At 29.3% G+C, this 24119-nt stretch carries 30 protein-coding genes and 2 pseudogenes; 13 read left to right on the top strand and 19 right to left on the bottom strand.

Translation table 11 applies throughout. The features are described from left to right. Positions 1 to 71: 71 nt before the first annotated feature. From KVH43_RS08995 to KVH43_RS08970, 6 genes and pseudogenes are all read right to left on the bottom strand, one after another. Positions 72 to 611, bottom strand: a complete 540-nt coding sequence (locus KVH43_RS08995; RefSeq protein ID WP_218282208.1) for a helix-turn-helix domain-containing protein — start codon at positions 609 to 611, stop codon at positions 72 to 74. A gap of 172 nt (positions 612 to 783) precedes the next feature. Further along, positions 784 to 2244, bottom strand: a complete 1461-nt coding sequence (locus KVH43_RS08990; protein ID WP_218282207.1) for an aminotransferase class I/II-fold pyridoxal phosphate-dependent enzyme — start codon at positions 2242 to 2244, stop codon at positions 784 to 786. A gap of 245 nt (positions 2245 to 2489) precedes the next feature. Further along, a complete protein-coding gene (locus KVH43_RS08985; protein WP_218282206.1) occupies positions 2490 to 2675 on the bottom strand; it encodes a hypothetical protein in 186 nt (61 codons plus the stop codon). Between the two features lie 67 nt (positions 2676 to 2742). Next, complete coding sequence (locus KVH43_RS08980; protein WP_218282205.1) at positions 2743 to 3636, bottom strand: hypothetical protein; 894 nt, start codon at positions 3634 to 3636, stop codon at positions 2743 to 2745. A gap of 42 nt (positions 3637 to 3678) precedes the next feature. Continuing rightward, positions 3679 to 3939, bottom strand: a pseudogene (gene tnpA / locus KVH43_RS08975) (IS200/IS605 family transposase); the annotation flags it as partial. Between the two features lie 339 nt (positions 3940 to 4278). Then, entirely contained in the window at positions 4279 to 4536 is a 258-nt protein-coding gene (locus KVH43_RS08970) for a hypothetical protein (protein WP_218282204.1), read from the bottom strand. Positions 4537 to 5198: 662 nt separating this feature from the next. Here KVH43_RS08970 and KVH43_RS08965 point away from each other — a divergent pair. Next, complete coding sequence (locus KVH43_RS08965; RefSeq protein WP_218282203.1) at positions 5199 to 5948, top strand: Fic family protein; 750 nt, start codon at positions 5199 to 5201, stop codon at positions 5946 to 5948. A 296-nt stretch (positions 5949 to 6244) separates the two neighbouring features. On the opposite strand, the pseudogene KVH43_RS13290 reads toward KVH43_RS08965, so the two are convergent. Continuing rightward, a pseudogene (locus tag KVH43_RS13290) lies at positions 6245 to 6535 on the bottom strand (zinc ribbon domain-containing protein); the annotation flags it as partial. A gap of 12 nt (positions 6536 to 6547) precedes the next feature. Then, a complete protein-coding gene (locus tag KVH43_RS08960) occupies positions 6548 to 7489 on the bottom strand; it encodes an RNA-guided endonuclease InsQ/TnpB family protein (protein ID WP_255547727.1) in 942 nt (313 codons plus the stop codon). Between the two features lie 99 nt (positions 7490 to 7588). On the opposite strand from KVH43_RS08960, the gene KVH43_RS08955 reads away from it, so the two are divergent. From KVH43_RS08955 to KVH43_RS08930, 7 genes are all read left to right on the top strand, one after another. After that, positions 7589 to 7747, top strand: coding sequence for a ribbon-helix-helix domain-containing protein (locus KVH43_RS08955; protein ID WP_218281828.1), 159 nt, complete (start codon positions 7589 to 7591; stop codon positions 7745 to 7747). Next, on the top strand, positions 7704 to 8009 hold the full coding sequence (gene tnpA, locus KVH43_RS08950; RefSeq protein ID WP_255547726.1) for an IS200/IS605 family transposase: 306 nt from the start codon (positions 7704 to 7706) through the stop codon (positions 8007 to 8009). Before KVH43_RS08955 ends, tnpA (KVH43_RS08950) begins: the two co-directional genes overlap by 44 nt. 8 nt (positions 8010 to 8017) lie before the next feature. Beyond that, positions 8018 to 8119: a transposase gene (locus KVH43_RS13450; protein ID WP_255547725.1), complete on the top strand. Its 102-nt coding sequence runs from the start codon at positions 8018 to 8020 to the stop codon at positions 8117 to 8119. 341 nt (positions 8120 to 8460) lie between these two features. Then, on the top strand, positions 8461 to 8772 hold the full coding sequence (locus KVH43_RS08945) for a hypothetical protein (RefSeq protein ID WP_218282202.1): 312 nt from the start codon (positions 8461 to 8463) through the stop codon (positions 8770 to 8772). 686 nt (positions 8773 to 9458) lie between these two features. Then, entirely contained in the window at positions 9459 to 9659 is a 201-nt protein-coding gene (locus KVH43_RS08940) for a hypothetical protein (protein ID WP_218282201.1), read from the top strand. 14 nt (positions 9660 to 9673) lie between these two features. Continuing rightward, complete coding sequence (locus tag KVH43_RS08935) at positions 9674 to 10228, top strand: hypothetical protein (protein WP_218282200.1); 555 nt, start codon at positions 9674 to 9676, stop codon at positions 10226 to 10228. Between the two features lie 541 nt (positions 10229 to 10769). Further along, the gene (locus tag KVH43_RS08930; RefSeq protein WP_218282199.1) at positions 10770 to 11147 is read left to right on the top strand and encodes a CHAP domain-containing protein; all 378 of its coding nucleotides are present in this window, start codon (positions 10770 to 10772) and stop codon (positions 11145 to 11147) included. A gap of 19 nt (positions 11148 to 11166) precedes the next feature. Here the strand turns inward: KVH43_RS08930 and KVH43_RS08925 are convergent, their stop codons facing one another. Together KVH43_RS08925 and KVH43_RS08920 are read right to left on the bottom strand one after the other, a co-directional pair. Then, a complete protein-coding gene (locus tag KVH43_RS08925) occupies positions 11167 to 11838 on the bottom strand; it encodes a hypothetical protein (protein ID WP_218282198.1) in 672 nt (223 codons plus the stop codon). A 148-nt stretch (positions 11839 to 11986) separates the two neighbouring features. Continuing rightward, positions 11987 to 12412: a DUF4158 domain-containing protein gene (locus tag KVH43_RS08920; RefSeq protein ID WP_218282197.1), complete on the bottom strand. Its 426-nt coding sequence runs from the start codon at positions 12410 to 12412 to the stop codon at positions 11987 to 11989. 198 nt (positions 12413 to 12610) lie between these two features. Between KVH43_RS08920 and KVH43_RS08915 the strand changes: the two genes are divergently transcribed. Further along, positions 12611 to 13102 carry a hypothetical protein gene (locus KVH43_RS08915; RefSeq protein ID WP_218282196.1) on the top strand — a complete coding sequence of 164 codons (492 nt, stop codon included), beginning with the start codon at positions 12611 to 12613 and terminating at the stop codon, positions 13100 to 13102. 33 nt (positions 13103 to 13135) lie between these two features. Here the strand turns inward: KVH43_RS08915 and KVH43_RS08910 are convergent, their stop codons facing one another. Then, entirely contained in the window at positions 13136 to 13414 is a 279-nt protein-coding gene (locus tag KVH43_RS08910; RefSeq protein ID WP_218282195.1) for a hypothetical protein, read from the bottom strand. Between the two features lie 5 nt (positions 13415 to 13419). Here KVH43_RS08910 and KVH43_RS13505 point away from each other — a divergent pair, with 5 nt between their 5' ends. After that, positions 13420 to 13626 (top strand): transposase, encoded by a 207-nt coding sequence (locus KVH43_RS13505; RefSeq protein WP_476695944.1) that lies wholly within the window; start codon positions 13420 to 13422, stop codon positions 13624 to 13626. A gap of 65 nt (positions 13627 to 13691) precedes the next feature. Next, positions 13692 to 14836 (top strand): IS3 family transposase gene (locus KVH43_RS08905; protein ID WP_255547724.1). Its coding sequence is split into 2 segments (ribosomal slippage): positions 13692 to 13938 and positions 13938 to 14836, totalling 1146 coding nucleotides; the frame shifts between segments, so codons are not numbered across the junction. A 19-nt stretch (positions 14837 to 14855) separates the two neighbouring features. Here KVH43_RS08905 and KVH43_RS08900 read toward each other — a convergent pair. The 3 genes from KVH43_RS08900 to KVH43_RS08885 all read right to left on the bottom strand — a co-directional run bounded on the left by KVH43_RS08900 (position 14856) and on the right by KVH43_RS08885 (position 16624). Further along, positions 14856 to 16013, bottom strand: a complete 1158-nt coding sequence (locus KVH43_RS08900; RefSeq protein ID WP_218282194.1) for a COG1470 family protein — start codon at positions 16011 to 16013, stop codon at positions 14856 to 14858. Between the two features lie 22 nt (positions 16014 to 16035). Beyond that, the gene (locus tag KVH43_RS08895; RefSeq protein ID WP_218282193.1) at positions 16036 to 16206 is read right to left on the bottom strand and encodes a LysM peptidoglycan-binding domain-containing protein; all 171 of its coding nucleotides are present in this window, start codon (positions 16204 to 16206) and stop codon (positions 16036 to 16038) included. Positions 16207 to 16366: 160 nt separating this feature from the next. Then, the gene (locus KVH43_RS08885) at positions 16367 to 16624 is read right to left on the bottom strand and encodes a peptidoglycan recognition protein family protein (protein ID WP_218282192.1); all 258 of its coding nucleotides are present in this window, start codon (positions 16622 to 16624) and stop codon (positions 16367 to 16369) included. A gap of 233 nt (positions 16625 to 16857) precedes the next feature. On the opposite strand from KVH43_RS08885, the gene KVH43_RS13375 reads away from it, so the two are divergent. Both KVH43_RS13375 and KVH43_RS08880 read left to right on the top strand, forming a co-directional pair. Next, positions 16858 to 16986: a site-specific integrase gene (locus KVH43_RS13375; RefSeq protein ID WP_338028333.1), complete on the top strand. Its 129-nt coding sequence runs from the start codon at positions 16858 to 16860 to the stop codon at positions 16984 to 16986. Further along, entirely contained in the window at positions 16962 to 17525 is a 564-nt protein-coding gene (locus KVH43_RS08880; RefSeq protein ID WP_338028379.1) for a tyrosine-type recombinase/integrase, read from the top strand. The genes KVH43_RS13375 and KVH43_RS08880 overlap by 25 nt, the downstream gene beginning before the upstream one ends. Positions 17526 to 17756: 231 nt before the next feature. Here KVH43_RS08880 and KVH43_RS08875 read toward each other — a convergent pair whose 3' ends face one another. The 5 genes from KVH43_RS08875 to yhbH form a co-directional block, all read right to left on the bottom strand. Next, on the bottom strand, positions 17757 to 17954 hold the full coding sequence (locus KVH43_RS08875) for a hypothetical protein (protein WP_218282191.1): 198 nt from the start codon (positions 17952 to 17954) through the stop codon (positions 17757 to 17759). Between the two features lie 281 nt (positions 17955 to 18235). After that, entirely contained in the window at positions 18236 to 18706 is a 471-nt protein-coding gene (locus KVH43_RS08870) for a hypothetical protein (RefSeq protein ID WP_218282190.1), read from the bottom strand. A gap of 1199 nt (positions 18707 to 19905) precedes the next feature. Then, positions 19906 to 21363, bottom strand: a complete 1458-nt coding sequence (locus KVH43_RS08865; RefSeq protein ID WP_255547723.1) for an IS4 family transposase — start codon at positions 21361 to 21363, stop codon at positions 19906 to 19908. A 193-nt stretch (positions 21364 to 21556) separates the two neighbouring features. Next, the gene (locus KVH43_RS08860) at positions 21557 to 22930 is read right to left on the bottom strand and encodes a SpoVR family protein (protein WP_338028378.1); all 1374 of its coding nucleotides are present in this window, start codon (positions 22928 to 22930) and stop codon (positions 21557 to 21559) included. A gap of 14 nt (positions 22931 to 22944) precedes the next feature. Then, positions 22945 to 24114: a sporulation protein YhbH gene (gene yhbH / locus KVH43_RS08855; protein ID WP_218282189.1), complete on the bottom strand. Its 1170-nt coding sequence runs from the start codon at positions 24112 to 24114 to the stop codon at positions 22945 to 22947. Between the last annotated feature and the right edge of the window lie 5 nt (positions 24115 to 24119).

The raw sequence follows: 24119 nt of genomic DNA, 5'->3' as shown, positions 1-24119 counted from the left end.
TTTGCTTTTTTTACAGCTTCATTCATATATTTTTTATTAAATGATGCTCATTGAATATTTCATAATTACATTTAGAATGAAGGTGGACAGGATACCCATAACACAATAGCCTTTCTTTTTAAGCTATTCTCTAAATAATGCTCTTTATGGGATTTGAAATAAAAGCTTTCCCCTTTATTTACTTTATATTTCTTATCTCCAAGACACACATATATACTGCCAGATAAGACATATCCAAATTCTTCCCCTTCATGAGGCTTTTCAATATTGCTTTTCCCACCACTTTCTATAGTCATAAGGATAGGTTCCATACTGTTTTTTTGTGCATTTGAAATCAACCAGTCAATAGTATATCCTAGTTTTTCATTTTCACTAGATATAACTTCATCCTTTCTATAAACAACCTTTGTTTCTTCTGATTCACTAAAGAACCTCTTAATATCTGTGCCTAGTGCTTCAAGAATATCCATCAAAGTTGCTATAGAAGGAGAAGTTAAATTTCTTTCTATTTGAGAAATAAATCCCTTTGTAAGATCTGTCCTTGTAGCCAACTCTTCTTGGGTTAAACCATTTAAATTTCTAAGAGCCTTTAGCTTCCTACCAATATCCATCTTTGCACTCCTATCCAAGGATTATCCTTTCCTGATTTTAAGTTGTTATCATCTATATTTAATATTAGTAAACTATAAGTTTACCAATATTAAATATACTATTTTTTTAGAAAATGTCAATACTATTTATGTGATCTTATTATACTAAAATAGCGTCCTTATAGAACGCTATTTACAACCCCAAAACTTTAATTTTCTCTACATAAGGGTCTTGTGAATCTGTCAACATACTATGCTGACTTTTTAAGAAATTGATATAATGAATCATTTCTTTGCTAATTCTTTCACCCGGTGTAACAATAGGGATTCCTGGCGGATAAGCCATAATAGATTCTCCACTTATTTCTCCTTCGGCTTCCTCTAATTTTATAAATTTCTTTCTTGTATAAAAAGCATTCCTAGGAGAAACTATCACTTCTGGATTTTCTAGAGCAATCTTTGCATATTTTATTTGAGTTTTTTTACTTCCTCTATATTTTTCACTGATATCCTTTAAAGCATCGACCAATGCTTTAAGTGATTCCTCCGTATCTCCTACGCTTACAATCGCAAGGATATTTAAAACGTCTCCAAGCTCAACTTGAATATTATATTCATCTCTTAATATGTCATAAACCTCAAATCCTGTCAAACCCAGCCCCGTAACATTTACTCCTAATTTTGTTTCATCAAAGCTAAAAACACCAGGCGTTCCGATTAATTCTTTTCCAAAAGCATAAAGTCCATCTATCTTATTGATTTGATCTCTAGCTTCCCTTGTAAGCTCTAATATTTTAGACAGTACTGTATCCCCTTTAGTCGCAAGCATTTTTCTAGCTACATCTAAGCTTGACATTAAAAGATAAGAAGCACTAGTAGTCTGTGTTAAATTCAATATAGTTTTCACAGTATTTTTATCAATTAAACCTTCATTTAATAATAAAACTGAACTTTGCGTTAGAGAACCTCCAGTTTTATGAAGACTTACAGCAGCCATATCTGCTCCTAATTCCATAGCTTCCATTGGAAGATCATTAGAAAAACGAAAATGTGCACCATGAGCTTCATCTACTAAAACAGCCATTCCATGCTTATGAGCAAGCTTTACAATATTTTCAAGGTCTGAAACAGCTCCGTAATATGTTGGATTAATTATAAATACTGCTTTCGCATCTGGGTTTTTTGCAATTGCTCTCTCTACACTATCTACAGATACTCCCATAGCAATCCCAAGCTCTTCATTAGTTTCTGGCTGTATATAAACAGGCAAAGCTCCACTTAATATAAGTCCATTTATCGCTGATTTATGGGCATTTCTAGGTAGGATAATTTTATCTCCGGGCTGACATACACTCATAATCATAGCCTGTACTGCAGATGAAGTACCATTTACAATAAAAAAGGAATGGTCTGCCCAATAAGCATTTGCCATTAATTCCTCAGCTTCTTTTATAACACTTATCGGATTACTAATATTATCAAGTGGCTTCATAGAATTAACATCTATTTCTAATACCTTTTTTCCAACAAATTCAGCAAACTCAGGTATTCCATTTCCATGCTTATGACCTGGTACATCAAATGGAATTACCCCTCTTTCATGATAAGCTTTTAAAGCATCAAATAACGGCGTTTTATTTTGATTCGATAACATATTCCACCACCTACTTTTCTTTAAAAAATTAAGTACAAGATATGTTATAATATCTATTTTCTATTGTCAATATAAATTTTTTTAACATATCTCTACAAAATTTAAAAATAATACTCATTTATTAGAATACTTATTTTTGCAAAAAAAAGAAACAGGAAATTTATTCCTGTCAGACGATTTCTTTTCTTCTGTTATAAATCCGCTTCCCTAACTGATCATACATAGTAAACCTTTTAACTTTATATTTATATTTTTCCTATACATAGTTCTAGTTTCATTGCCATCGAATAAGCATTTTTCTTTATATGGACACTCAAAGCAATTATTTTTATCACTGATATATTCCCTATAGCCCCCTGTATATTTCTATCATTTAAACCTTTACAAATTGGAGTAGTAAAATATCCAGCATCAAGTCCTACAAATTTCACCTCGAAACCATATTTTTCAATTTGTTCATTTAATATTTGAAGATAAGGTGTTGATCCGGTTTAATTGTTAATAATATACATTTGATTCTTTATTGAATAAATATGGATCAAATTTATATGGAACAGTAGAAAAAGCCATCAAACGATAATACTTATGAAAGTTTAATATATGCCCATAACTTTTAAAATAATCTTCCTCTCTTCTTCCTGCCCTTTGTTGAACAAATTCACAACCATTAACCCCTAATAGCGTTGCTACAAGGATATCTAATACACTAGCATCGCTAGTTATACTTACAATTTGATGATCTACTACTCCAAACATTACATTATCATTACCTTCTCTTTCCTCTATAAAACTATTGAATAAGAACTCTATAGAAGAATAATCACTACCATATCTTAAATCAATTCTATCTTGATTATAGTTGTTTAAATATACCCATTTTCTATAACACTCTTCATCTGGTGGTCCATAACATAAATCATCTTTTGAATGTGGTGTCCATTCAATATAATTAGGATTAATAATTTGAATTTCAGGTATATGTTCACTAATATCAGTATCATAATCATTATCATAGGTTTTTCTAGATCCAATGCAATCTATTGCATATTTAATGAACGGAGGCATAAAAACTTTATCATTCGATTTATATTTACTTTCTTTTCCCCACAAAATATTGATCTTTGATAAAAAAAGATCATAAAAATGATTCACAAAAACTTGTTCTAATTCTGAAATACTAAAATTTTTATTTGTAAAATAAAACTCAATAATTCCTCTCGTATATGCTCGTAATAAATCATCATTAATTCTCAAAACAAATGTTGGATCTTTCCAAGGATCAAGTTGTTGTGCAAATCCTTTTCCTTTTAAATCAAACTGTTGAAAATCTTGCTTACATAAATCACCTATAGTATATATACAATCTTTATTATTTACACTTATATCACTCATATTTAACCTTCTCCTATATTCATATTTTGATTACAAATTGTGAACTCTACTGCTCGCACTTTTATAAATGTTTATAAATTTTGACAATTCACTATTTGGATGTGCTTTGAATAATACATGAACATAATTTTTGTCATGTTCCCATTCTTGGGTAGTTATATTATAATTTGGACTTATTTTCTCAAATATATCTTTTAGTCTATTGCTTATATCATCATTTATTACTTCTATTCTGTATTTTATAACTAATACAAGATAATAATGCAACAAGAATACTGAATGATTATTTGTATCTAATTTCATCACTATAACTAATTTCTATTATTTACTACTAACTTTAGTTTAGCACAAAAAAATAATAGAAGCAAGTTGTATTTACGCATTCATCTCCCACCTATAGAGGATAGGAGACTTCTGCTAATCGTGTTAAAATTTGCACAACTTAAGTTACTTATTTTGGGGGTTATTTTTTTTATAGTCATAATATATAGCAATTATTACAGATATAAGATAACTTGTTGCTAGATATATATGCAATATTATAAAATCAGATGCAAAATGTACTGAAATATATGATATACAATAACATATAATTAATGATACTAAAAAAACAAGAAAAATCATAAGTTACCTCCTTCTAATTTATAAAAAAATATATGGAGCAGATTCCCATGCCCAATAACAAATAAAATATGCTTGTTTTCCTGTATTCCAATTCTGTTCTAATTTGAAACTTATATTTGAACTAACTCGTCTAGCATCAAATTCATTTATTACTACAGCCCCTAGCTCTTTTATAATTTCATTATAACTTAAACTTTTTTGTTTTAAAAATTCTTTTTTTGATAAATTAGCCTCATCTGAAGCAGCATACATAAAACTTATTGATAAAATCAACATACAAACGACAAGAAAAACACCAAATTTTCTTAATAAACTTTCAAGAATGAACCACGTTAAGAAAATCCTCTTTTTCTTTAATGTCCTATTTAAAATATTTTAAGCCATAAATCTACTACTCTTCCGAATTAGAATTATTAATATACCTGTAATTAGTTCCATATACCATCGTTTATAGAACTGTATACTTTAAAGATTTTTATATAATTTGAAAGTTTATATTGAATCAAAATTATATAAATGATATTATTTATATCAATTAGGAGGTTTTAATAGGAGTTACGTAATAATTATGTCGTAAATCTTTATAGCTAAGGATATACGCAAAACAGATAGGTGATATAACTGGTCTATCTCAACCTATCTATGGTACATAAAATTTCAAAAGATGCAGGTGCTTTGAAATAAATAGCTATACAAGGGTCAAACGACATAATTAGTATGTCGTTTTGGATTTATGCGTAGCATATTAAAACCACACGCTATGTGTATGAGAATAAAAGAAGCTATACTTTTAAGGATGAAAAAAATCACTAATTCTATATAAGAAAAAATCATTTTTTAATAGGCTGTTTGGTAAATAGTTGTTCTTATTTATGTATATCCTAATTAGAATGCATTAGAAAATATTAAAAATTTGAATTGAAAGTGGTGATGGTAACATGGAGGGATTCTTTAAAAGAATAGAAGAAAAAAAGAAATTATTAGATAGTCATAGACCACTTCCAGAATATACAGTAAAGAGTATTCGAGAAAGTCTATTACTGGAATGGACATATAATTCAAATGCTATAGAAGGCAATACGCTTACCCTTATGGAAACAAAAGTTGTCCTAGAAGGAATTACGGTAGGTGGAAAAACTTTAAGAGAACATTTAGAAATAGTTAATCATAAAGAAGCTATTTTGTATGTTGAAGAAATCGTACAAAATAAAGAATCATTAAGTGAATGGCAAATTAAAAATATACATAGATTAGTTTTAAAAGGAATATCTGATAAGTATGCTGGGACATATAGAGATCAAGATGTGATCATAAGTGGTGCAACACATACACCACCAAATTTTTTAAGTGTTCCAGAAGAGATGAAGAAGCTAATTACTTGGTATAAAACAGATGCGCAGAAACTTCATCCAATAGAAAGAGCAGCATATCTACATGGGATCTTCGTAGGTATTCATCCTTTTATAGATGGAAATGGTAGAACTGCTAGACTTTTATTGAATTTAGAACTTATGAAAAACGGATATCCACCAATTGTAATTCGAAATGAAAACAGAATAGATTATTATAATTCATTAGATAAAGCAAATAGTACTGATGATTATACAGACTTTATAAAATTAGTGGCAGTAGAAGTTGAACGTAGCTTAGATCTTTATCTGAATCTTATTAAAAGAACCGATTCTTAAATTAGAATCGGTTCTTTGTTTTTAACTATGACCTAAACATATATTTGAGAAATAGTTGGTCTACTACCATGAAGTGTAAAGTAGATATAAAAGCATAGTAATTTCAATACTTGTAGTTTACTTGAAATTTTCTATTTTATTACATCAATAGACTTACTTTACATCACTGGAATATGCAGTTAATTCCTTCTGTGTACATCCATATAATTATCTTTTGAAGCTAATAGACATTGGTGAACTACCACCGAGACAAGCAACGGTGGCTTCGTGAGAGGTTTGATATTTAAGTTTCCACCTTAACAGGCAACCCTTACTCTCAACGGGGAGGACACACTCCCTTTATCCCTCATAATTTGCACTATTTCGGGAATACATTTTTCTTCTTTTCTTAATATATTTAGACTTCCATTAACATCTGCATTTACCAATCCAAAATTTGATTTAAAAAGTCCTCTAACCACTCTGCGAGTTTTATCGTAGTATTTTTTAGTTATAGGCTCTAAATCGAAAGCACTGCAACCACTTGTGTAACTTTCTTCTCTGAATTTAACTTCAATACCTTGAAGCTTAGCTTTATATTTAATTTGTTCTGCAAGTCTTTAAATTGGTATTTGAACAAAAGATTTATTGTAATTCATATTTTGTTTGATACCCTTAATTTTACCTATAACTATCTTCTTCACCTTATGCTCTAATGCTTTATTTATAATATTTTTGCTTGTTTTATGAAGATAATCATTAACATAATTATTTCTATATCTTCTTAATGAATTAATCATTTTAGTGTTTTTAAACTTATCAGAACCTATTTTTTTCATTTCAATGCTTTGATAATAAGCAATTTTCTTGTTTACAAAAGCATTAATGCCTTTTAGTTTTTTACCACAAAAAAGATAAGTTTCATTTCCATCTTTAAAAGTTAGTGTAGCAAGATTATCCAAACCTAAATCAATAGCCATAATATTAGTATTGTTTACTGGCTCTAATTCCTGCTTATTGTATATTATAATCAAATACCATTGTTTTAAAGAATTATCCCACTTTATTCTTACTTGTTGCAATTTATTAAAGTTTATAAGGCTTTGAAGTTTATTAGAAACTTCAAAATTTAAACTCTCTACCTCAAACATTTTTTGAATTGCTTTAGAAAGAGATAACATTAATGTATTTTCTTTAAATCTAATAGCCAGATTTGTAAATATAATTTCATTTTTTCTGTTCTGTATATTTTTAAATTTAGGTGGTTTAGGTAATCCATTATACTTATGTGGATTTGCTTTAAAATCTTTAATACTTGTAAAATATGATTTCCAATTTTGCTCTAATACTTTGAAAGTTTGTTGTCTTGTATGACTATGAAGAAAATCACAGTGCCAATTAGATTTAAACATTTTTTCTATATCTACATAAGATTTAAAACCATTTTCTCTCAATTCATAATTAACTATGTTGTAAAGTTTTGTTGTATGAAAAGATAATTCTTCTATAATATTTAACTGTTTGATTGTAAAACTTGGCTTAAATTTAAACGATAACTTCATATTTTCACCCCCTTAACATTGTTATCCATGTGTTTATTTTAACACACCATTGATGCATAGTCAACTATATGCTAAAATTAGTTTAGGAGGTGTTTAAAAATGGCAAGAAAGAATATTAACACTACATTAGACGAAGATTTATACACTGAAATCAAAATATTGGCTATCAAATTAAAAACAAATGCTAATGACTTAATTGAAGAAGGTATGAAGTATGTCATTGAAAAATACAAAAAACAAGACAATAAGTCACAGTAAATATAACATCAATTATTATATTGTTTTCTGTCCTAAGTATCGTCATAATATTTTTAAAGACGAATTAGAATATGAATTATTAAAATGTTTTAAAGTAATATGCCATTGTTATGATTACGAACTTACCCCACAAGAGATAATGCCTGACCATGTCCATCTTTTCATATCTGCTCCACCAATTGTTGCACCAGTAGATATAGTTAGAAAACTAAAAAGTATATCTGCTAATGAGATATTTAAAGGCTTCCCCAAGTTAAAATAATCTAAATTTTGGGGCGTGGCTTATGGAGTAGAGGATATTATATTGGTACTGCTAAAGCAGTATCTTCTGAAACCATTCAAAAATATATCCAAACCCAAAAGAATGTTTAATTTTTAGGTATTTAACCTAAAAATTAAAGGCACAATTCATCCTCCGAGATAAACAACGGAGGTTTTCTTGTGCCGAATTTATAAAAAATAAACGTGAAATATTTATTGTTCCAGTGGAAGATATACTTTTTAAAAAAGGTATTTTATGATTAATAAAGAAAGTATTAGGAAAGAGGGGATATATGTTAAGTATTTATCAAGACTAGTTAAATTTTGTATAGAATTCAAATAGTCTTGTATAGTCCCCTCTTAAGAAGGTATAAAAATTTTGATAATATTAGATTGAAAAAGTTTCTAAAATCAATTTTTTAAAAGGAAATATATGAAAAGGTGGTATTTATATGGGAAAACTTATTAAAAAAGCAAAAGGGATAATTATATTTGCAATAATAGAACTGTTTTTCTATTTTAAGCTACAACCTAAAAATTTAGAACTGTTTTTTATGGTATGGACTTTAATACCTTTTGCTTTACTGTTGTTTAATGTGTTTAATGTAAAATCTGATGGCTCTCTAATAGGATTAGGTTTTAATGATCAATCAAGATATGCAAATTTAGCAGGAACTATGTCTGAAAAAGAGTATAATACTTCAAAAGATAAACTAAAAACTTACAGTGTAATCTTTGACCCAATAAATCTGATATATATATAATTTGTATAGGGATTAATATTATTGGATACATAAGAGCTATCCCTAAATAATAAAAAGTTGACCCATACCCGACTTGTCAGATACACAGGATTTGGGATAATGTGAAAAAAAATTGAAATTATGCTAAACATGAGCATATGATGGAATATTGATTCTTTAGAGGCATGAAGCATCGTGCAACTTCGAACAATGAAGAGTAAACTACAAATCTCTCGAACGCAACACAATTACAATTGTGTTGCGTTGGTGCTAGCGTCAATTGTCGATAAACAATATACAAAATTTAACTCTTGCATAACTATTTTAAATTCTTAGCTTGATACTCGTATTTATTTGTTGATTTATGTCTAATGCTGTATTTTTATGTAAGTATATGAAATATTTTGTAAAAATATTAACTTATTAACTTTATTTACATTTATTGTATATATGCTATAATATGTAGAAAAAAAGGAGGAAATATTATAAAAAAATTTACAGGTTTATTTTTAGTTGTTTTACTAGTATTATCTTTGTGTTCAGTAAGTTTTGCTACACCTGCTCCACCTTTAACTCAAGTTGCGTTTACTGATTTAATTTTTGATGATAATATGCAACTTTATGTATAAGTTACAGAAATTGGTACAAATAGTAGTAGATTTGTAAAGGCTAATAACGTTCTTTGTGATGAAAATGTCAATGAAACTGTGATGCTATGGGATGATCAGAATCATGGTTATGAAGCTAAGAGATATTATAAAGTAGATGGAGTACATGCTACAATTAAGCCTGATGGTACTCTAACTACCAATAAGTCTGGTCAATCTTACACATTTACAGCTACATTCTATAATGCAATGGCTCCATGGGATAGTAAAACAGCTTCAATACGTATAACTTTATCGTAGGAGAGGAGATCGAGATGAGAATTAGTAGTAATTATAATATATGTAACTCCTATAAAAATGATGAAAAACAATGTGATAATAAGTTCAATGAAATTTTAGATAAAACAAAATTAAATCTCAATGAAGTAGAAAATAATAGAAAATTTTTAGGTAGATGGATTTTGATAACTGAAGGAATTAATCGAGGAAAAGTTATATCAATCAAATATGCAGATGATTCCACTCCAGAAGATCCAATTATGTGTACAACAACTGGAGAACGTGTCAAAATCAATGATGTAAATCCTAATGAGGCAACTGAGTTGGAGATGCGAATATACTGTGCGTACTTAGATTCAATTGGAAAAGGTACAGGTGGAACTTTTGGTACCTATAATGATTTGATGACTGTAAAAGCAACAGCACATGTTAACAATTTTAACCCGTATGGTACATTGCAAGTAGCAGAAGAAAATATGAAAAATTTAAAAGTCAATTGGCTAGATTTGACAAAAAAAGTAATGGATATTGTAAAAAGCAATGATAAAAATTTATATTTGCGATTGCAAAAACTCTATGAAGGGGTATAGCTAATATAAATGAGACACTTTAAAAGCCACATCATGGATAACAGTTTAAAATGTACCCTATAGAGTAGACACTTAAAAAAAGTCTACCCTGTAGGGTATTTTTATGTATAATGGCCCAGTACCAGCAAATGTGTCACAGGGTGCAAAGTGAAATTATAAACGTAGTAAAATAGCGTGTTTCAGGCACCAATGATATTTATGATATTTAAGAAAATATTCATCTTTTTAAGTTCTCTACAAGTGTTGAAATCACTATATTTTTATATCTATTTTGCACTTGATGACAGCTATGCTGGTACTACCCCAGGTAAAGTAGTACATCAAACACCAGTATATTTTGGTCCAAGTACATCAACTTATCCTTCACAAAATAGTTATGCTGGACCAAACAATACAGTAAATATTTTATGGGCAGAAGGATCAAGGTATTATTTGGGTTGATTCAAGTAAATTAGAAACAGAACCTTTAAATACTACATTAATTGTTGGACAACGTCTATCTGATATGAATATTACAAATACTAGTTATAGAAGAAGTAATATGTATTATAATGCTGGTTATGCAGGACAATGTACTTGGTTCTGCTGGGGAAGAGCTCATGAAAAGACAGGAAAAAGATTAACTTTCCATGGTACTAATAGTGGTGGCCAATGGTATAAAAATATTAATACATCTAATGTAACAAAAAGATCTGATAGTTTGGGACCAGTTACAAACTCCATTTGTTCGTGCTCAGCACAAACAACATCAGCTGGCCATGTTATATTTGTAGAACTTGTTGATGGTGATACAGTATATTATACTGAGGCTAATGCAAATGGTGATAATAAAATTTCGAGGGATGATGGAATTGTGAAAAAATGTTCTAAAAGTAGTTTTCCTCCAAGAAGGAAAGCTTATGGATATATCGTATTGTAAAATATGACCGCTTTTGCGGTCATATTTTTTTATCTTGTATAAGATAATATCCTTTATCCGAATAAAACTCAAATATATATGATTTGGTTTTCATGATTTCTGTGTATTGATCATCCATGAAGAAACTAACAATTAGTTTAAGCCTATTGTTTTTGTGATCAATATGTTTTTCTTGAATTTTAGGGAATAAATCACCGCCCCAACCATCGAGCATAAGAACTTCTATTTTTTTTATGGATGGATTATAGCAACTAACTTTTGTTAGATCAAATGAGTAATCTTTAAAATATTTATTTAACTGCTCAGTAATATCATCAGAAGGTATATGAAAACTATTTGTTTCAGCATTAAACCATTTATCATAATAATCTTGGTATTGTTCATCTCTTTCTTTTAAGCTTAGGCCTTCCCATAATGAAAATAGAAAAAAATCAAATAATTCTTCAGAAGCAATATCAGAAGATGATTCAAAGTTTAAATCAGGACAGGCTAATTCTATATCCCCCACATAACGAAATAACAATTCTTCATCTGACAGTAGTTCTATATCTTTCATAATGGAAGGAGAATTATTTGCAATATCGTTATTACTTTCAATTTTTACAGTTTCATCTTTTGAAATACTAGAAGTACAAGAACATATTAAAATAGCTAAAAGAAATAATAAACCCAAAAAGTATATTTTCTTCATATTTAGCACACCCCTATTTTAAATTTGTTTTTTAGAAATAAATTAAAAAAGTAAATTAGACGAACCATTCATTTGACGTATAAAAAACACTCTCTCATTTTAACATTATATGGAATGTTTTGAAAAAGATCCATTGGAAGTTCTAATTTTAAGTATCCATCTTATCAACAGATGAAGTTGGACTTTTACTATAGGTTTCTTTAAAGAATTTAATTTCATATGTATGGATTGCAGATTTGATGATACGTTCAAGACGATCAATAGTAGGTGGTTCAATATGAAGTAGCTTAAATTTATTTAGAGCTTCGACTTTCAATCGTTCATAATTCATTTCTAAGTATAGTATATTTTCTATTAAGAAATCTTTTACTTTATCTCCATCAGCAGCTGTAGCTTCACGGAAACCAAAATATTCACGTATTTGAGATTTGTGATAAAAGTATGATCTCTTATTCAAATCATATCCATCAAATATTTTACTATCAATATTTAATTGCTTTGCAATATAATCTATAACAGCGTTTGGTATCTCATTTTTGTTATTTGGAAACCTTATTTGCCAATTTCTTTTCATGAAAATCACTCCAAATAGTTTATTTAACTATATTATATCATGTTTATATGATTTGCTAAAAAAACTATTTGCATAATTCTAATTGCTAAAAAATGGAATAAGATTATGGTATAATAGGAGTATATACTATACGTTAAACTAATGGTTAATCCTAGTGCTTACTTATAAAAATAAAACATATAGAAAAGGTGTTTTAATATGTCAAAAAAAACAAATACATATATACTTATTACTTTTATTGTATTATTTATAATTTATAATGTATATCCTTATTTTTCACCTAAAACTATAAATCAATTATTAGATACTAACTTAAAAGAAAAAACTAATCTGAACTTAAAAATATTATATTGGGATCAATTTTCCCAAAAAGGAAAAGAATTATCTATTGACAATAAAGAAACAATTAATGAACTTATAAAGTATTTTGAAAAATTTAAATATCGTAAAGTACCTTTTAAAAAAAATATCAATTTTACAAATAAAAAAACATTTTCTATCATTTTTTTTGAAAAAAATAAAGAAAAGATGTTAATATTTATAAATGAAGGTACAAAATATATTTATATTAAAAATAATAAAAAAAATGAAATATATCAAGTTGATAATGATGACATTAATTTAAAATACCTCGAAAAATATTTTAATGGAATATATGATAAAAAAATGAATAAATATAATGAAAGATGAAGAACTATATCTCTTCATCTTTCATTATATTGTTTAATAAACAAGTCTTATTTCTAATTTACCACAAATAACTTTTGGTCTTTTAGGTGATCCTGTAACTACAAGCGTTGTTCTTATTTCAAAAGTTTTAGCAGTTTCAGTGAATAACTCCTCTTGTAATATATCGTCTCTGCTATCAAGTTTGTCCAAAATTGCAGCAAATACAATCCCTGAACCAATAGTCCATTTTACTGCAGCAGCTACTTCTGGAAAAACTACACAAGCAATTGAACCCGCCGCTATAGAAATGATTGTACCATTAATCGAGGTCACTGAAAATGATGATTAGTAAATATGCTGACTTATACGATATACTTATTCAAAAAGATCACATACTCCGCAAAATCAAAGAACTAGTAGACTTTTCATTTGTCATAGAGGAAGTAGAAAAGAATTATAATCTAACTCATGGTCGTAGTGCCAAATACCCTATTCGCCTGTTCAAATACTTGATGCTCAAAGATATGAATGAGCTTTGGTGTTAGTATAATATTGTAGACACGAAAAGCCGAACACTTTAAAATAGAGATAAGAAAAGGAAGTGTTAATAATGGCTAGAGGTCAAAAGAGATATACAGATGAATTCAAGAAAACAATTGTAGAACTTTATAATTCTGGAAAGAGCCTGGCAGAGTTAAATAACGAATATGCCGTATCAAAATCAACAATGACTGGGTGGATAAAGAAAAATAAACCTGTGGTAGTAGATAAAGATAATACTATAACTGCGTCAGAGTATAAGGATTTACTTAAGAAAAATGCAAAACTTGAAGAGGAAATTGAAATATTAAAAAAGGCTATGGGCATATTCGCAAGGAAGTAGGTAGCATATTTGAATTCATAACTAATAACAAAAAATATCATGATATTAAGCTAATGTGCAAGGTTTTAAAGGTATGTAGAAGCTCCTATTACAAGTATTTAAAGAAAAAACCAAGTAATAGAGAGCTAGAGAATAAAAAGATAGAGAAAGAAATACTAAATATTTATAAAGAAAGTAGAAATCGCTATGGAGCACCTAAAATAAATGAATCACTGAAAGCCCTGGGTATAACTATTAGCTTAAAGAGAACTCAACGTTTAATGAAAAAATTAGGTATAAGGTCTATAATAACAAGGAAATTTAGGCCTATGCTTTCAAGAAAGAAAATAGTAGAAAAAGAAAACATTTTAAATAGATACTTCGAAGCAACCACCATTAATAAAAAATGGGTAACGGATATTACATATATCCACACAATCAAAGACGGTTGGTGCTACTTAGCTTCAGTTATGGATTTATATAGTAAGAAAATAATAGGATATGCTATGTCTAAAACTATTGATACCGATTTGGCACTACAAGCAGTAAAAAATGCTATTAAATTACAGAAACCAAATAGTCCACTAATACTCCATAGTGACTTAGGCTGTCAGTATACAAGCTACGCTTTCAAAGAATACATAGAAAAAACCAAAATAATCTCTCATTCTTTTAGTGCAAAGGGATGCCCTTATGATAATGCATGTATAGAATCTTTCCATGCCTCTTTAAAGAAAGAGGAAGTTCACCTAGTTAAATACTTAGACTATGACACTGCAAGGTTAGCTATATTTGAATATATAGAATCCTGGTACAACAGAAAAAGGATTCATAGTAGTATTGGGTATATATCTCCACAAAAATGTGAAGAGTTGGCTAGAAAGATTTCATAAAAAGTTCAACTTTTTGTGTCTAATATATTGACATAAATCCAAAATCATTAAATTTTTTAGCTAGATTATCTTGATTATAGTCGTTTAATTGTAAACTAATAGTTATACCCGCTAAAAGTAGTCCATTAAGAGGATTAATAGCTAAACCTATTATGGTTAATACAACACTCACTTGAACCGGAATGTTGCTATTTATATGCTTATTTGCTTCTTCTGGTAAATCTCCTTTTTCTATCTTTTTACCACAAACCCATACCTTATCTCCAATTTTTGGCATCCATTTTCCTGTAACGGTTTCAATCAAATCTTCACCAATGGCATTCATTAATGCAGTTCTATTAAATTCCGTTTTATTAGGATCTAACTCGAATTTTATAGTATGTGTTCCTGCAACATGAGCAGTATAATTAGCAGTGAATGTTACTGTTCCTCCCGGTGGTAAGAAAGATGGGAATCTTAAAGCTTGATTTATTATAACATTATTACTCTCCATAGCTTTAAGATGTACCTTTGTAATGCGTTCAGTCCCAACATTAAAAATTTCTACGTTATAAGGGGCTTTTTCTCCTCTTATATAAGTTTTATGAGATGGAGAATTTACTGTAAATTTCACTGCCTTACCTTTCATTGCACACCAATAAAATTTTTTAGATATATCAGCACTAAACCTTCCACCTGAATCACCAGACACGCTTACTTTAAGAGTATGTATTCCTGGTCCTGGAACAGACATATCTAATGTGATTGTTTTTGTAGAGTTTCTAAGAAGACGTACGCTACTATTCCCTATTACTCTACCATTCATAAAAATTCCAACCGTCCCATATTTATCTCTAGTTGAATTATTTGTTATTTTTACTTCAAATGTATTATTTTGATTTATAGTTAATAACGGTACAAGCTCTTTGGTCTCAGGGCTGTTACCAAGCTCAATATTGTCAACCTTACCTAATACCTTTAAGCTTAGTATACTAACACCACCTGTACTTACTGCACGTAATTGCCTATTAAATTCAGCTTCACCTTTGTTAAGTATAGATTCAGTAGATGTAGATACTATTTTTACTATAGAATTTTCTTCAATATTTTTATTAGTAATAACTTCTGTAGAAATACAATCAGCATTCATATCTTCAATCGATATTTGAGGAAGTAATTTTTCTTCTGTAGTATTCATGATTTATCTCTCCTTTTCTTCTCTACATAATTTTTAATATTTGACCTTTATAGATCAAGCTACCCTGCAAACCATTCAATTGCACTAGTTCATCAACTGTTATATTAAATGATTTTGATATAGACCATAGAGTATCTCCTACCTTTACAGTATAAGTATCAATACGAAACCTACCTAAGCTACTAAATACCATTTCTTTAACTTCCCCTAAAGGAAAGTTCTGTCCAGGACAGGAAGTAGAGCTTAGCTCCCTATGTCCTTTTATAGTGCTTATACTGTATTTGTTACATAAGTATTGGCATAATTCTATAAGCGCTTCTAATTGTGTTTTAGATGCTTTTTCTACTTCAAAGTTACCTTGTTAAAGATCTTTTATTGTAGCCTTTGCAATGAGCTCCTATAGTGGTTTCAGGCCTACCCCTGTAGACTTGTCCTTTCTTTGTGATAAGAAAATGATAGCCAAATCCACGAAATCCTTCTTCTAAATACCACCTAATGTTATCATCTAAAGTCGCACTACTATGTGCTGCATGATGAATGACAATTATAGAAGGCTTATTCATTTTTGTTAGATCATTTTTAAATTTAAGATAGGTTTCTATAATCTTCATCCTACTCACACACCTTTTTTATTTGAAAGCTTTAACCGGTTAAGCGCCTTTCACTATATATAAACGAAATTCACACCCAAAATGTAAACCGGTGTTTTTTGACTTGTTTTGTCTAATACTGCTAATTAAAATTCCATCTACTATTCATATGAAAATTTGTAAAATAATTTAGTACGTTTTGTCAAAAAAACAACAAATACAATTATACTAAACATAATTTACAGGAGGTATTTATGTTAAACTTATTTGAAGAGTATTTAAGAAAAGATGATAAAAGTGAGAATACAATCAAAAGTTATTTAAGACATATGAAGCTTTATTTGAATTGGTTTAAAGGATCGTTTCGAAAAAGGACTATATAAAGATCCAGTCAACTGGAGCTAGTCCTACGGATATTAATAAAAGCCAGGTAGAAACTTTTAGGCAGACAATATTAGAAAAAGGATGTAAGAGAGACTATGCTATTGTTACATTATTGGCTTACTCAGGACTTAGAATATCTGAAGCTTTAAACTTAAAGCTAGAAGATATAAATTTAACAGCAAGAGAAATAATCGTAAAAAGTGGAAAAGGTGATAAGGAAAGGATAGTATATATTGGTGAAAAAATAGTAAATGCTCTTAAGTCATATCTTAGCGAAAGAGTAGATCATGGCAACTATTTATTCAATAGTAGACAAAGTGAACGATTAAATCGAAGTAGAATCAACCAGGTATTTAATAAATTCAGCAATAAAATAACTCCCCATAAGCTAAGACACTTTTGGTGTACTCATGCTTTGGAGAGTGGATATTCGGTTCATGAAGTAGCTAATCAAGCAGGTCATAGTAATATTCATACAACTTTACTTTATACGAATCCTTCAAAGGAAAAAATGAAGGAAAAGGCTAATTTGTTATAGACTTAAATTTATTACCATTTACTTTACAGTACATGACAGCTTCCGTGTTACTACCCCATAGCCATCAAGCTAAGGAATTTAGCAGGTTGTAAAGATATTGAGTTTTCTAAATTCAGGTTCTTCTTTTTCGGCAGTGTCAATTGTATATGAAAAAGGCAAGAAGTCAAGGTACGGGTGGATTTCAAAATCCCCTTATTAGACATAATATTATAACTTTATAAATGAAACAAATTATATATTTTTATTTTTTAATATATCAAATAATATAAAAAATCCTACTATTATTGTTGTATTCAAAAGTGATATAGCTGCAATAGTTATGCCAGATCCATCATCTCCTGGACCAATAATATATCCAAATCGAAAAGAAAAAAATGTTATTATAAAAGGACTTATTATACATAATAGTAAATACTTAAAAAAATTCATATATTACACCCTCCTAATATGATATGGCATACGGCTACGATTCGTGTAAAAAGCCAATAAAAATCCAAAAACTAGAACCAAGTTCCGTAACTTTTGATATATGGTACTTTTAAAAAAAGGATTATAAAATTAAGTTATTAGACTAATAAATAACCCATAAGTTCGTTTTTAACAATATAAAATAAACATATCACCGAGATATATATTAAATCTCGGTGATACTTTTCTTATGTTGTTTTTATATTCCTTTATTGAATATTAATAAACTTAGCTTTAGCGGGTTAATCTAGACTAAATACTTTATCACCTCTATCCATTACTTCAGTACCTTTATTAGCAGAAATAGATGACCAACCTACATTTAGACAAAATCCCCCAAATGAAAATGTGGAATGACCATATTTCCAAACTATTTGTATATCTGATAAATTTTTAGGATTTGTAATTTTAAAATATCCAATTCCCTGCTTAGCATATGCATCGTTTTGTTTTTTAGGCATATCCATCATATTGAACGAAGCTCTAAAACCTGTTCCTGGTTTTACTTCAACATCATCAAAATCTCTTGTATAATTCCAACCACCATTTGAATAACGTATATCACAAGAAACATCTCTTGAGCTAATTCTAAATTTATCATCCCAAGCAAATGCAACTGTATCTGTCGACATCACAAATGGTCTTCCATTCCAAATCCAGTTAAATTTGAATTTCTGCTTATTTCCATCTTTTCCTCTATATTTACAATGCATATCCAGATTTGCCCAAGCACTCTTTGGTATCCTATCTATTATCCCACTAGAATTTGATAATGTTCTTGGTTTTGTTTTAAAAAATAAATTGGTTTATTATTGAAGAATGCATTCAACAATCTTTAATTATAATAACATAAACTTGTTGCGATTAAAACCTTTAAATTACAAATAAGTAAGTAATTTGCAATTTTATCAAGAGCAAAGCCCTCTCTACTCTCTATATAATAGAGAGTGAGAGTAAATAACCCTAAAATTTAATGAAAAGTCTGATAAAATCAGGAGTTAAGGAAGATTTCGTAGTTATCAAATTTGATAACTACAAAAATAAATGCATAATAAAAAAATAACTCTTTAAAAAAGAGCTACTGGAAACTTTTTAAATAATGTTTTTGAATTTATAAATAAAGCTTTTAGCGTTACTTCAATATTATCACGTTCACCACTATAAATAAGGTTAGGATTGACGAATAATGTTTTGGCATACAGTAAAAATGACTTATATTTTTAGACACGTAAAAGAAAATACGTTTGATTCTATGTTTCAGATTTTTCTACCTATAATTTGGAAAACTCAATATCTTTACAACCTGCTAAATTCCTTAGCTTGATGGCTATGTGGCGAGACCCCTATATAGTTCAAAAGTTTTCCTATTTCCTCTTAATTTTACGCAATAAGTATCCAAAAAAACTTATAATTTTTCCGCCAATAATGTTGGCTATATACATATATCGATTTATGATATACATAATAATGAGTAAAATTACAAACCAAACTAAACCCAGTAATACACCATTCATCACAATATTCATATATTACTCCTCCAAGATCATATATTATATTCCAATATCCTAATTTTACCACAATTTAAGATTTAATTCCTATTTATTGGGTTAGAACCAGCAACACTGTCATAGGGTATAAAGTATTTTGAAATCATTGAAAAACATTTTACTTTGCATCTCATGTCACACATTCTGGTACTAACCCATAGCCATCAAGCTAAGGAATTTAGCAGGTTGTAAAGATATTGAGTTTTCCAAATTATAGGTAGAAAAATCTGAAACATAGAATCAAACGTATTTTCTTTTACGTGTCTAAAAATATAAGTCATTTTTACTGTATGCCAAAAAAACCTACGATAAAAATTATTTTTTTAAAGACATAGGTTTTAAATTTATGGTATTATTAAATTGTTTTATGCGGCGAATCTACATACTTTTTCTTGGTAGTGGTAGGATACTCCTAGAATATCAAAGAAGGTTTTTTTACCTTTGCGGTGTGATTTTCGCCCATTTCTTTTTATGCATACATATATTTCTACTAATATTGTGCACGCTTTTAAATGTGTATTTATTAAACCTAAATATACTTTTTGAATATACTGTTTTATAATCTCTGCACTCTTGATTTCACTTGCTTCTAACTGTTCTGTATTTAGAAGTTCATTTCTCATTTTAAACATTATTGCTGAACTTAATATCAATAAAATGAGTTTCCCATAAAGCTGGCATTTAAATCTGTCTATTTTTACTGGCTTCACTTTTGAAATAGTAAATATTGATTTCCATGTCTTAAATAAAATCTCGATCTGCCACCTCAAAGAATATATTTCATATATTTGATCATTAGGCAATATAGAACTATCAATGTTTGTAATGTACATAGTGATGCCCAATAGTTTTATTGTGTTTTCACTTTTTTTAATACCTTTCTTTTTAGCTGTTTTTTCCACTTTGGATTTGCGCTCTTTTAGCTGTTCATCAGTTAATTTGTATATGACTAATCGCTCTTTTCGCTTCTCGATTCTTCCTAAAAACACTTCCTTTAATTCTAATATTTCGCCTGCATCCATTTTCATTGCTATATCTGCCAAATTAATCCTTTTGTACATAGTAGATTTTTTTATTTGTCCATTTTTATAATACTCTAGATCATCATTTTCAAGGTATACAGCTACATTTGGCTTAAGCCTTGAAACGTAAGAAGCGCCTTTATCATCTAAAGCTTTAAAGTCTTTCAAACTAAAGTAGCCCAAGTCCCTTAAAGCAAGATCTCTTTCTTTAAAAGTTTCATTTATTTTACTTCCAAAGGTGTTGTCATTTTCTTTTCCAGGACCTACATCAACATGCATGAACTTTCCAGTTTTTAAATCATATTCAAGATGTATTTTGATACCAGCAGTTTGAGCGCTTCCGCCAGAGCCCTTGTATTCTTCTTTGTACATTTCAGGAACTTGAAATGCCGTAGAATCAACTATTCTAATTCTATCAAAGTGCTTATCCCATGCAGTTTCTATCTTAGAATCAGATAAAGCGATTCTATTTAATAGTCTTGTAAATATTTCTTGCAAAAAAGCTACAGCCTTATGATTTAAACGCTCATGTATAGCCTGTGTAGTGACTTCAGTATTGATTTCTGAGTTTAAATTGGCACTCATTGCTACAAGAGTGTTTTTAGAAATATCTAAGCCTGAAAAGGCACATAAATAAAGGAATTCCCAAGCTTGAATTTTTCCCTGTCTTTGAATAAAACCAACTTCTCTTGCAATTTTTTCTATTTCTTCTTTTGAAATTATTTTAAGGATTTCTTGAATCATTTGTTGCATATTATTTTTTATAATCGCTATATTCTTTAGTACTTTCGCTTTTGCCATAGTATACTACTACCCCCTTAAAAATGTAAGTAGCATTAGTATACTATTTTTTTGTCGAATGGGGGGCAATGAATTTTCAAGTAATTCCTTAGCTTGATGGCTATGTGGTACTAACCCTATTAGTGTATGGAATACAACTTATCTGCATGAAGCGTAAAATATTTAATCTGACAGGAAATTTATTCCTATCTCTTTACTCTTTTTTCAAAAAAATATTTCTGTTTTCATCACATATAATTCGTTTTTTTATATTATCAACAATTGTTCTTAATTCTACTTTTCCACCCCAGAGCCTTTGTAAATATCTTAATGTTTCATAAGCATAAGATAATTCCAATTCTCTTCCATCATATTCATGAACAACTAAAAGAGTATTATCTTTTTTTAGAACCTCTATTACCCTTATAAAAGGTATGTCCCCCATCCCTGTACTGCTTGCTAAAGTATTCTTTATTATTTTATATCCTTCCTCATCGCTTATTTCTTCTATCAAATAATCTTTTTCTCTCTTTTTATACTCAAAAAGATTCATTTCATGACACAGCTCTTTCGTAAGGTATCTTCTAATAAAAGATTCGTCTCTTTCCATTTTTCTAACTTCAAACAGCTTATCTTTTCCATATTTTTCTTCAATATCTGCAAATATTTTAAATCCCATATAGTAAGGATTGACACTTCCTAAAAAAGGCCTAATCACTTGATTGTGTCTTGTTAAAAATTCCATATACAATTCCTGCGATAGCTCTAGCTGGTTCAAAATCTTATAATGAAAGTAACTTGCCCATCCTTCATTCATAATCTTTGTTTCAATCTGAGGAATAAAATATAATGTTTCTTCTTTTACAATACTTAATATGTCCTTTTCCCAATCCGCAAGTTTTCCATACTGAATTAAAAAACCCATAATATCCTCAGTAGGCTCTAAAGGGATCTTTTCAAGGTCAGGAAAAGGAATATTCTTTTTCTCATCAATAATACTTGTGATCTTTATTTCATTATAATATTTTTCAAGAATTCTTTTCTTTTTCTCTTCTTCTGATAGATTTTTGCACCCTATTACCCTAGATGTCTGAAATCTTAATGCATGAGCGGCATCTAATATGCTTTCTACTCTTTCATATCCAATACTCGGATCATGTATATAGCTTCTAATCCTATCTCCATGATTTTTAAACATTTCTATTGTATCTTCTGCTCTAGTTCCTTCAGTAAATAATCTATTATTTTTAAAAAAATCATTATGACCATATACATGAGCCATAGTTAAAATCTGTAAAAGCAGCGTATTATCTCTCATCAAATATCCAATACATGGATTAGAATTTATAACCATTTCATATGGAAGACCTGTCACATTATACCTATAAAGTGTTTTTTTCTTCTCATAAGCTTTGCCATAACTCCAGTGAGGATAATGAGAAGGCATCCCAACATATGCTTCATAGCAAATCATATCTTCATAGCTGCATATTTCAAATTCTTGAGGATAAAAATCAAGCCCATTTTCTTTTGCTATTGCCTCAATCTTTTCATTCCACAGCTCCAGCTCTTTAATGGTATATTCCATCATAAGCAAAATTATTATTCCTGCAATCCCTTTTCTTTATCTAATAATCTTTTAAGAGCAGGAACAATATCCTCCTTTCTTGACATGGTCACAATCGAAAAGTTTGGATATTTCACCTTTAAATTATATTCCGCTTTAATAGTACTCATCCTCGTATAATATCCTGGTGCAATCTCTCCATATCCGAAGAGGTTACAAGTTTCACATAATTTCTTAGCAGCTTCAACTGCTTTTTTATTATCCTCTGACCAGTTATCTCCATCACTACAATGAAATGCATAAATATTCCAAACTTCAGGATTATACCTTTTTTCAATAATCTCTAAAGCCTTCTCATAACCACTGCTAATATAAGTTCCACCTGATTCTCCCTTATGAAAAAAATCATCCTCGCTAACTTCCTTAGCAGTAGTCGTATGTGCAATAAACACAATCTCTACATGAACATACTTTAGCCTTACAAATTGATACAAAAGAAAATAAAAGCTTCTTGCCAAATATTTTTTTGTAAGTGTCATAGAACCTGAAGTATCCATAATGCAAATCACTACTGCATTACTTTCTCTTCTTACATCCTCACGCACCCGATAATATCTTAAATCGTCTTCCTTAAAAGGAAACCTTTTCTCTTTATCATAATTCTCATTTTCTTTTTTTCCTCTTTCATATGCCTTTTTTCTCTTTATTTTCTCAATAACAGATCTTTTCTTCGCAAGTCTCGGTGGAATACCTTTTCTTTGATATCCAAGTCTTTTAAAATTCTTTTCTGATTCAATCTCACTAAACTTCTTTCTATGCATATAAGGTAAATTTAAATCCTCAAATAAATATTGTATCAGCTCTTCAATAGTTATCTCTGTTTCATAAATATCTTCTCCCTCATTATTCCCAGCTTTTTCTTGACCATCAGTCATAGCATCCTTTCCTATTTTATCTCCTCTTTTTTCATTTCCTGTTCCTGAACCTATTCCCTTTTGATTTTTTCCATATATAAACTGATATTCCTTGATTCCCTTTATAGGGACTTTAATCTTTCTATTCTTACTCTGACCAATAATACTTTCTTCAGCAATAATATTTCCAATATTTTTCTTAATAGAATCCTCTACTAGCTGCCTGTGTCTTCTTCTGTCTTCTGCGGACCTATCCCTGCCCCTGCTGTCAAATTCTCGAAATATGGCCACCCGTC

It is taken from the genome of Crassaminicella indica, from assembly GCF_019203185.1.
GTDB classification, from domain to species: Bacteria; Bacillota; Clostridia; order Peptostreptococcales; family Thermotaleaceae; genus Crassaminicella; species Crassaminicella indica.
Note: the sequence above shows the minus strand (reverse complement) of the source record. Positions and strands in the feature narration are given on the sequence as shown.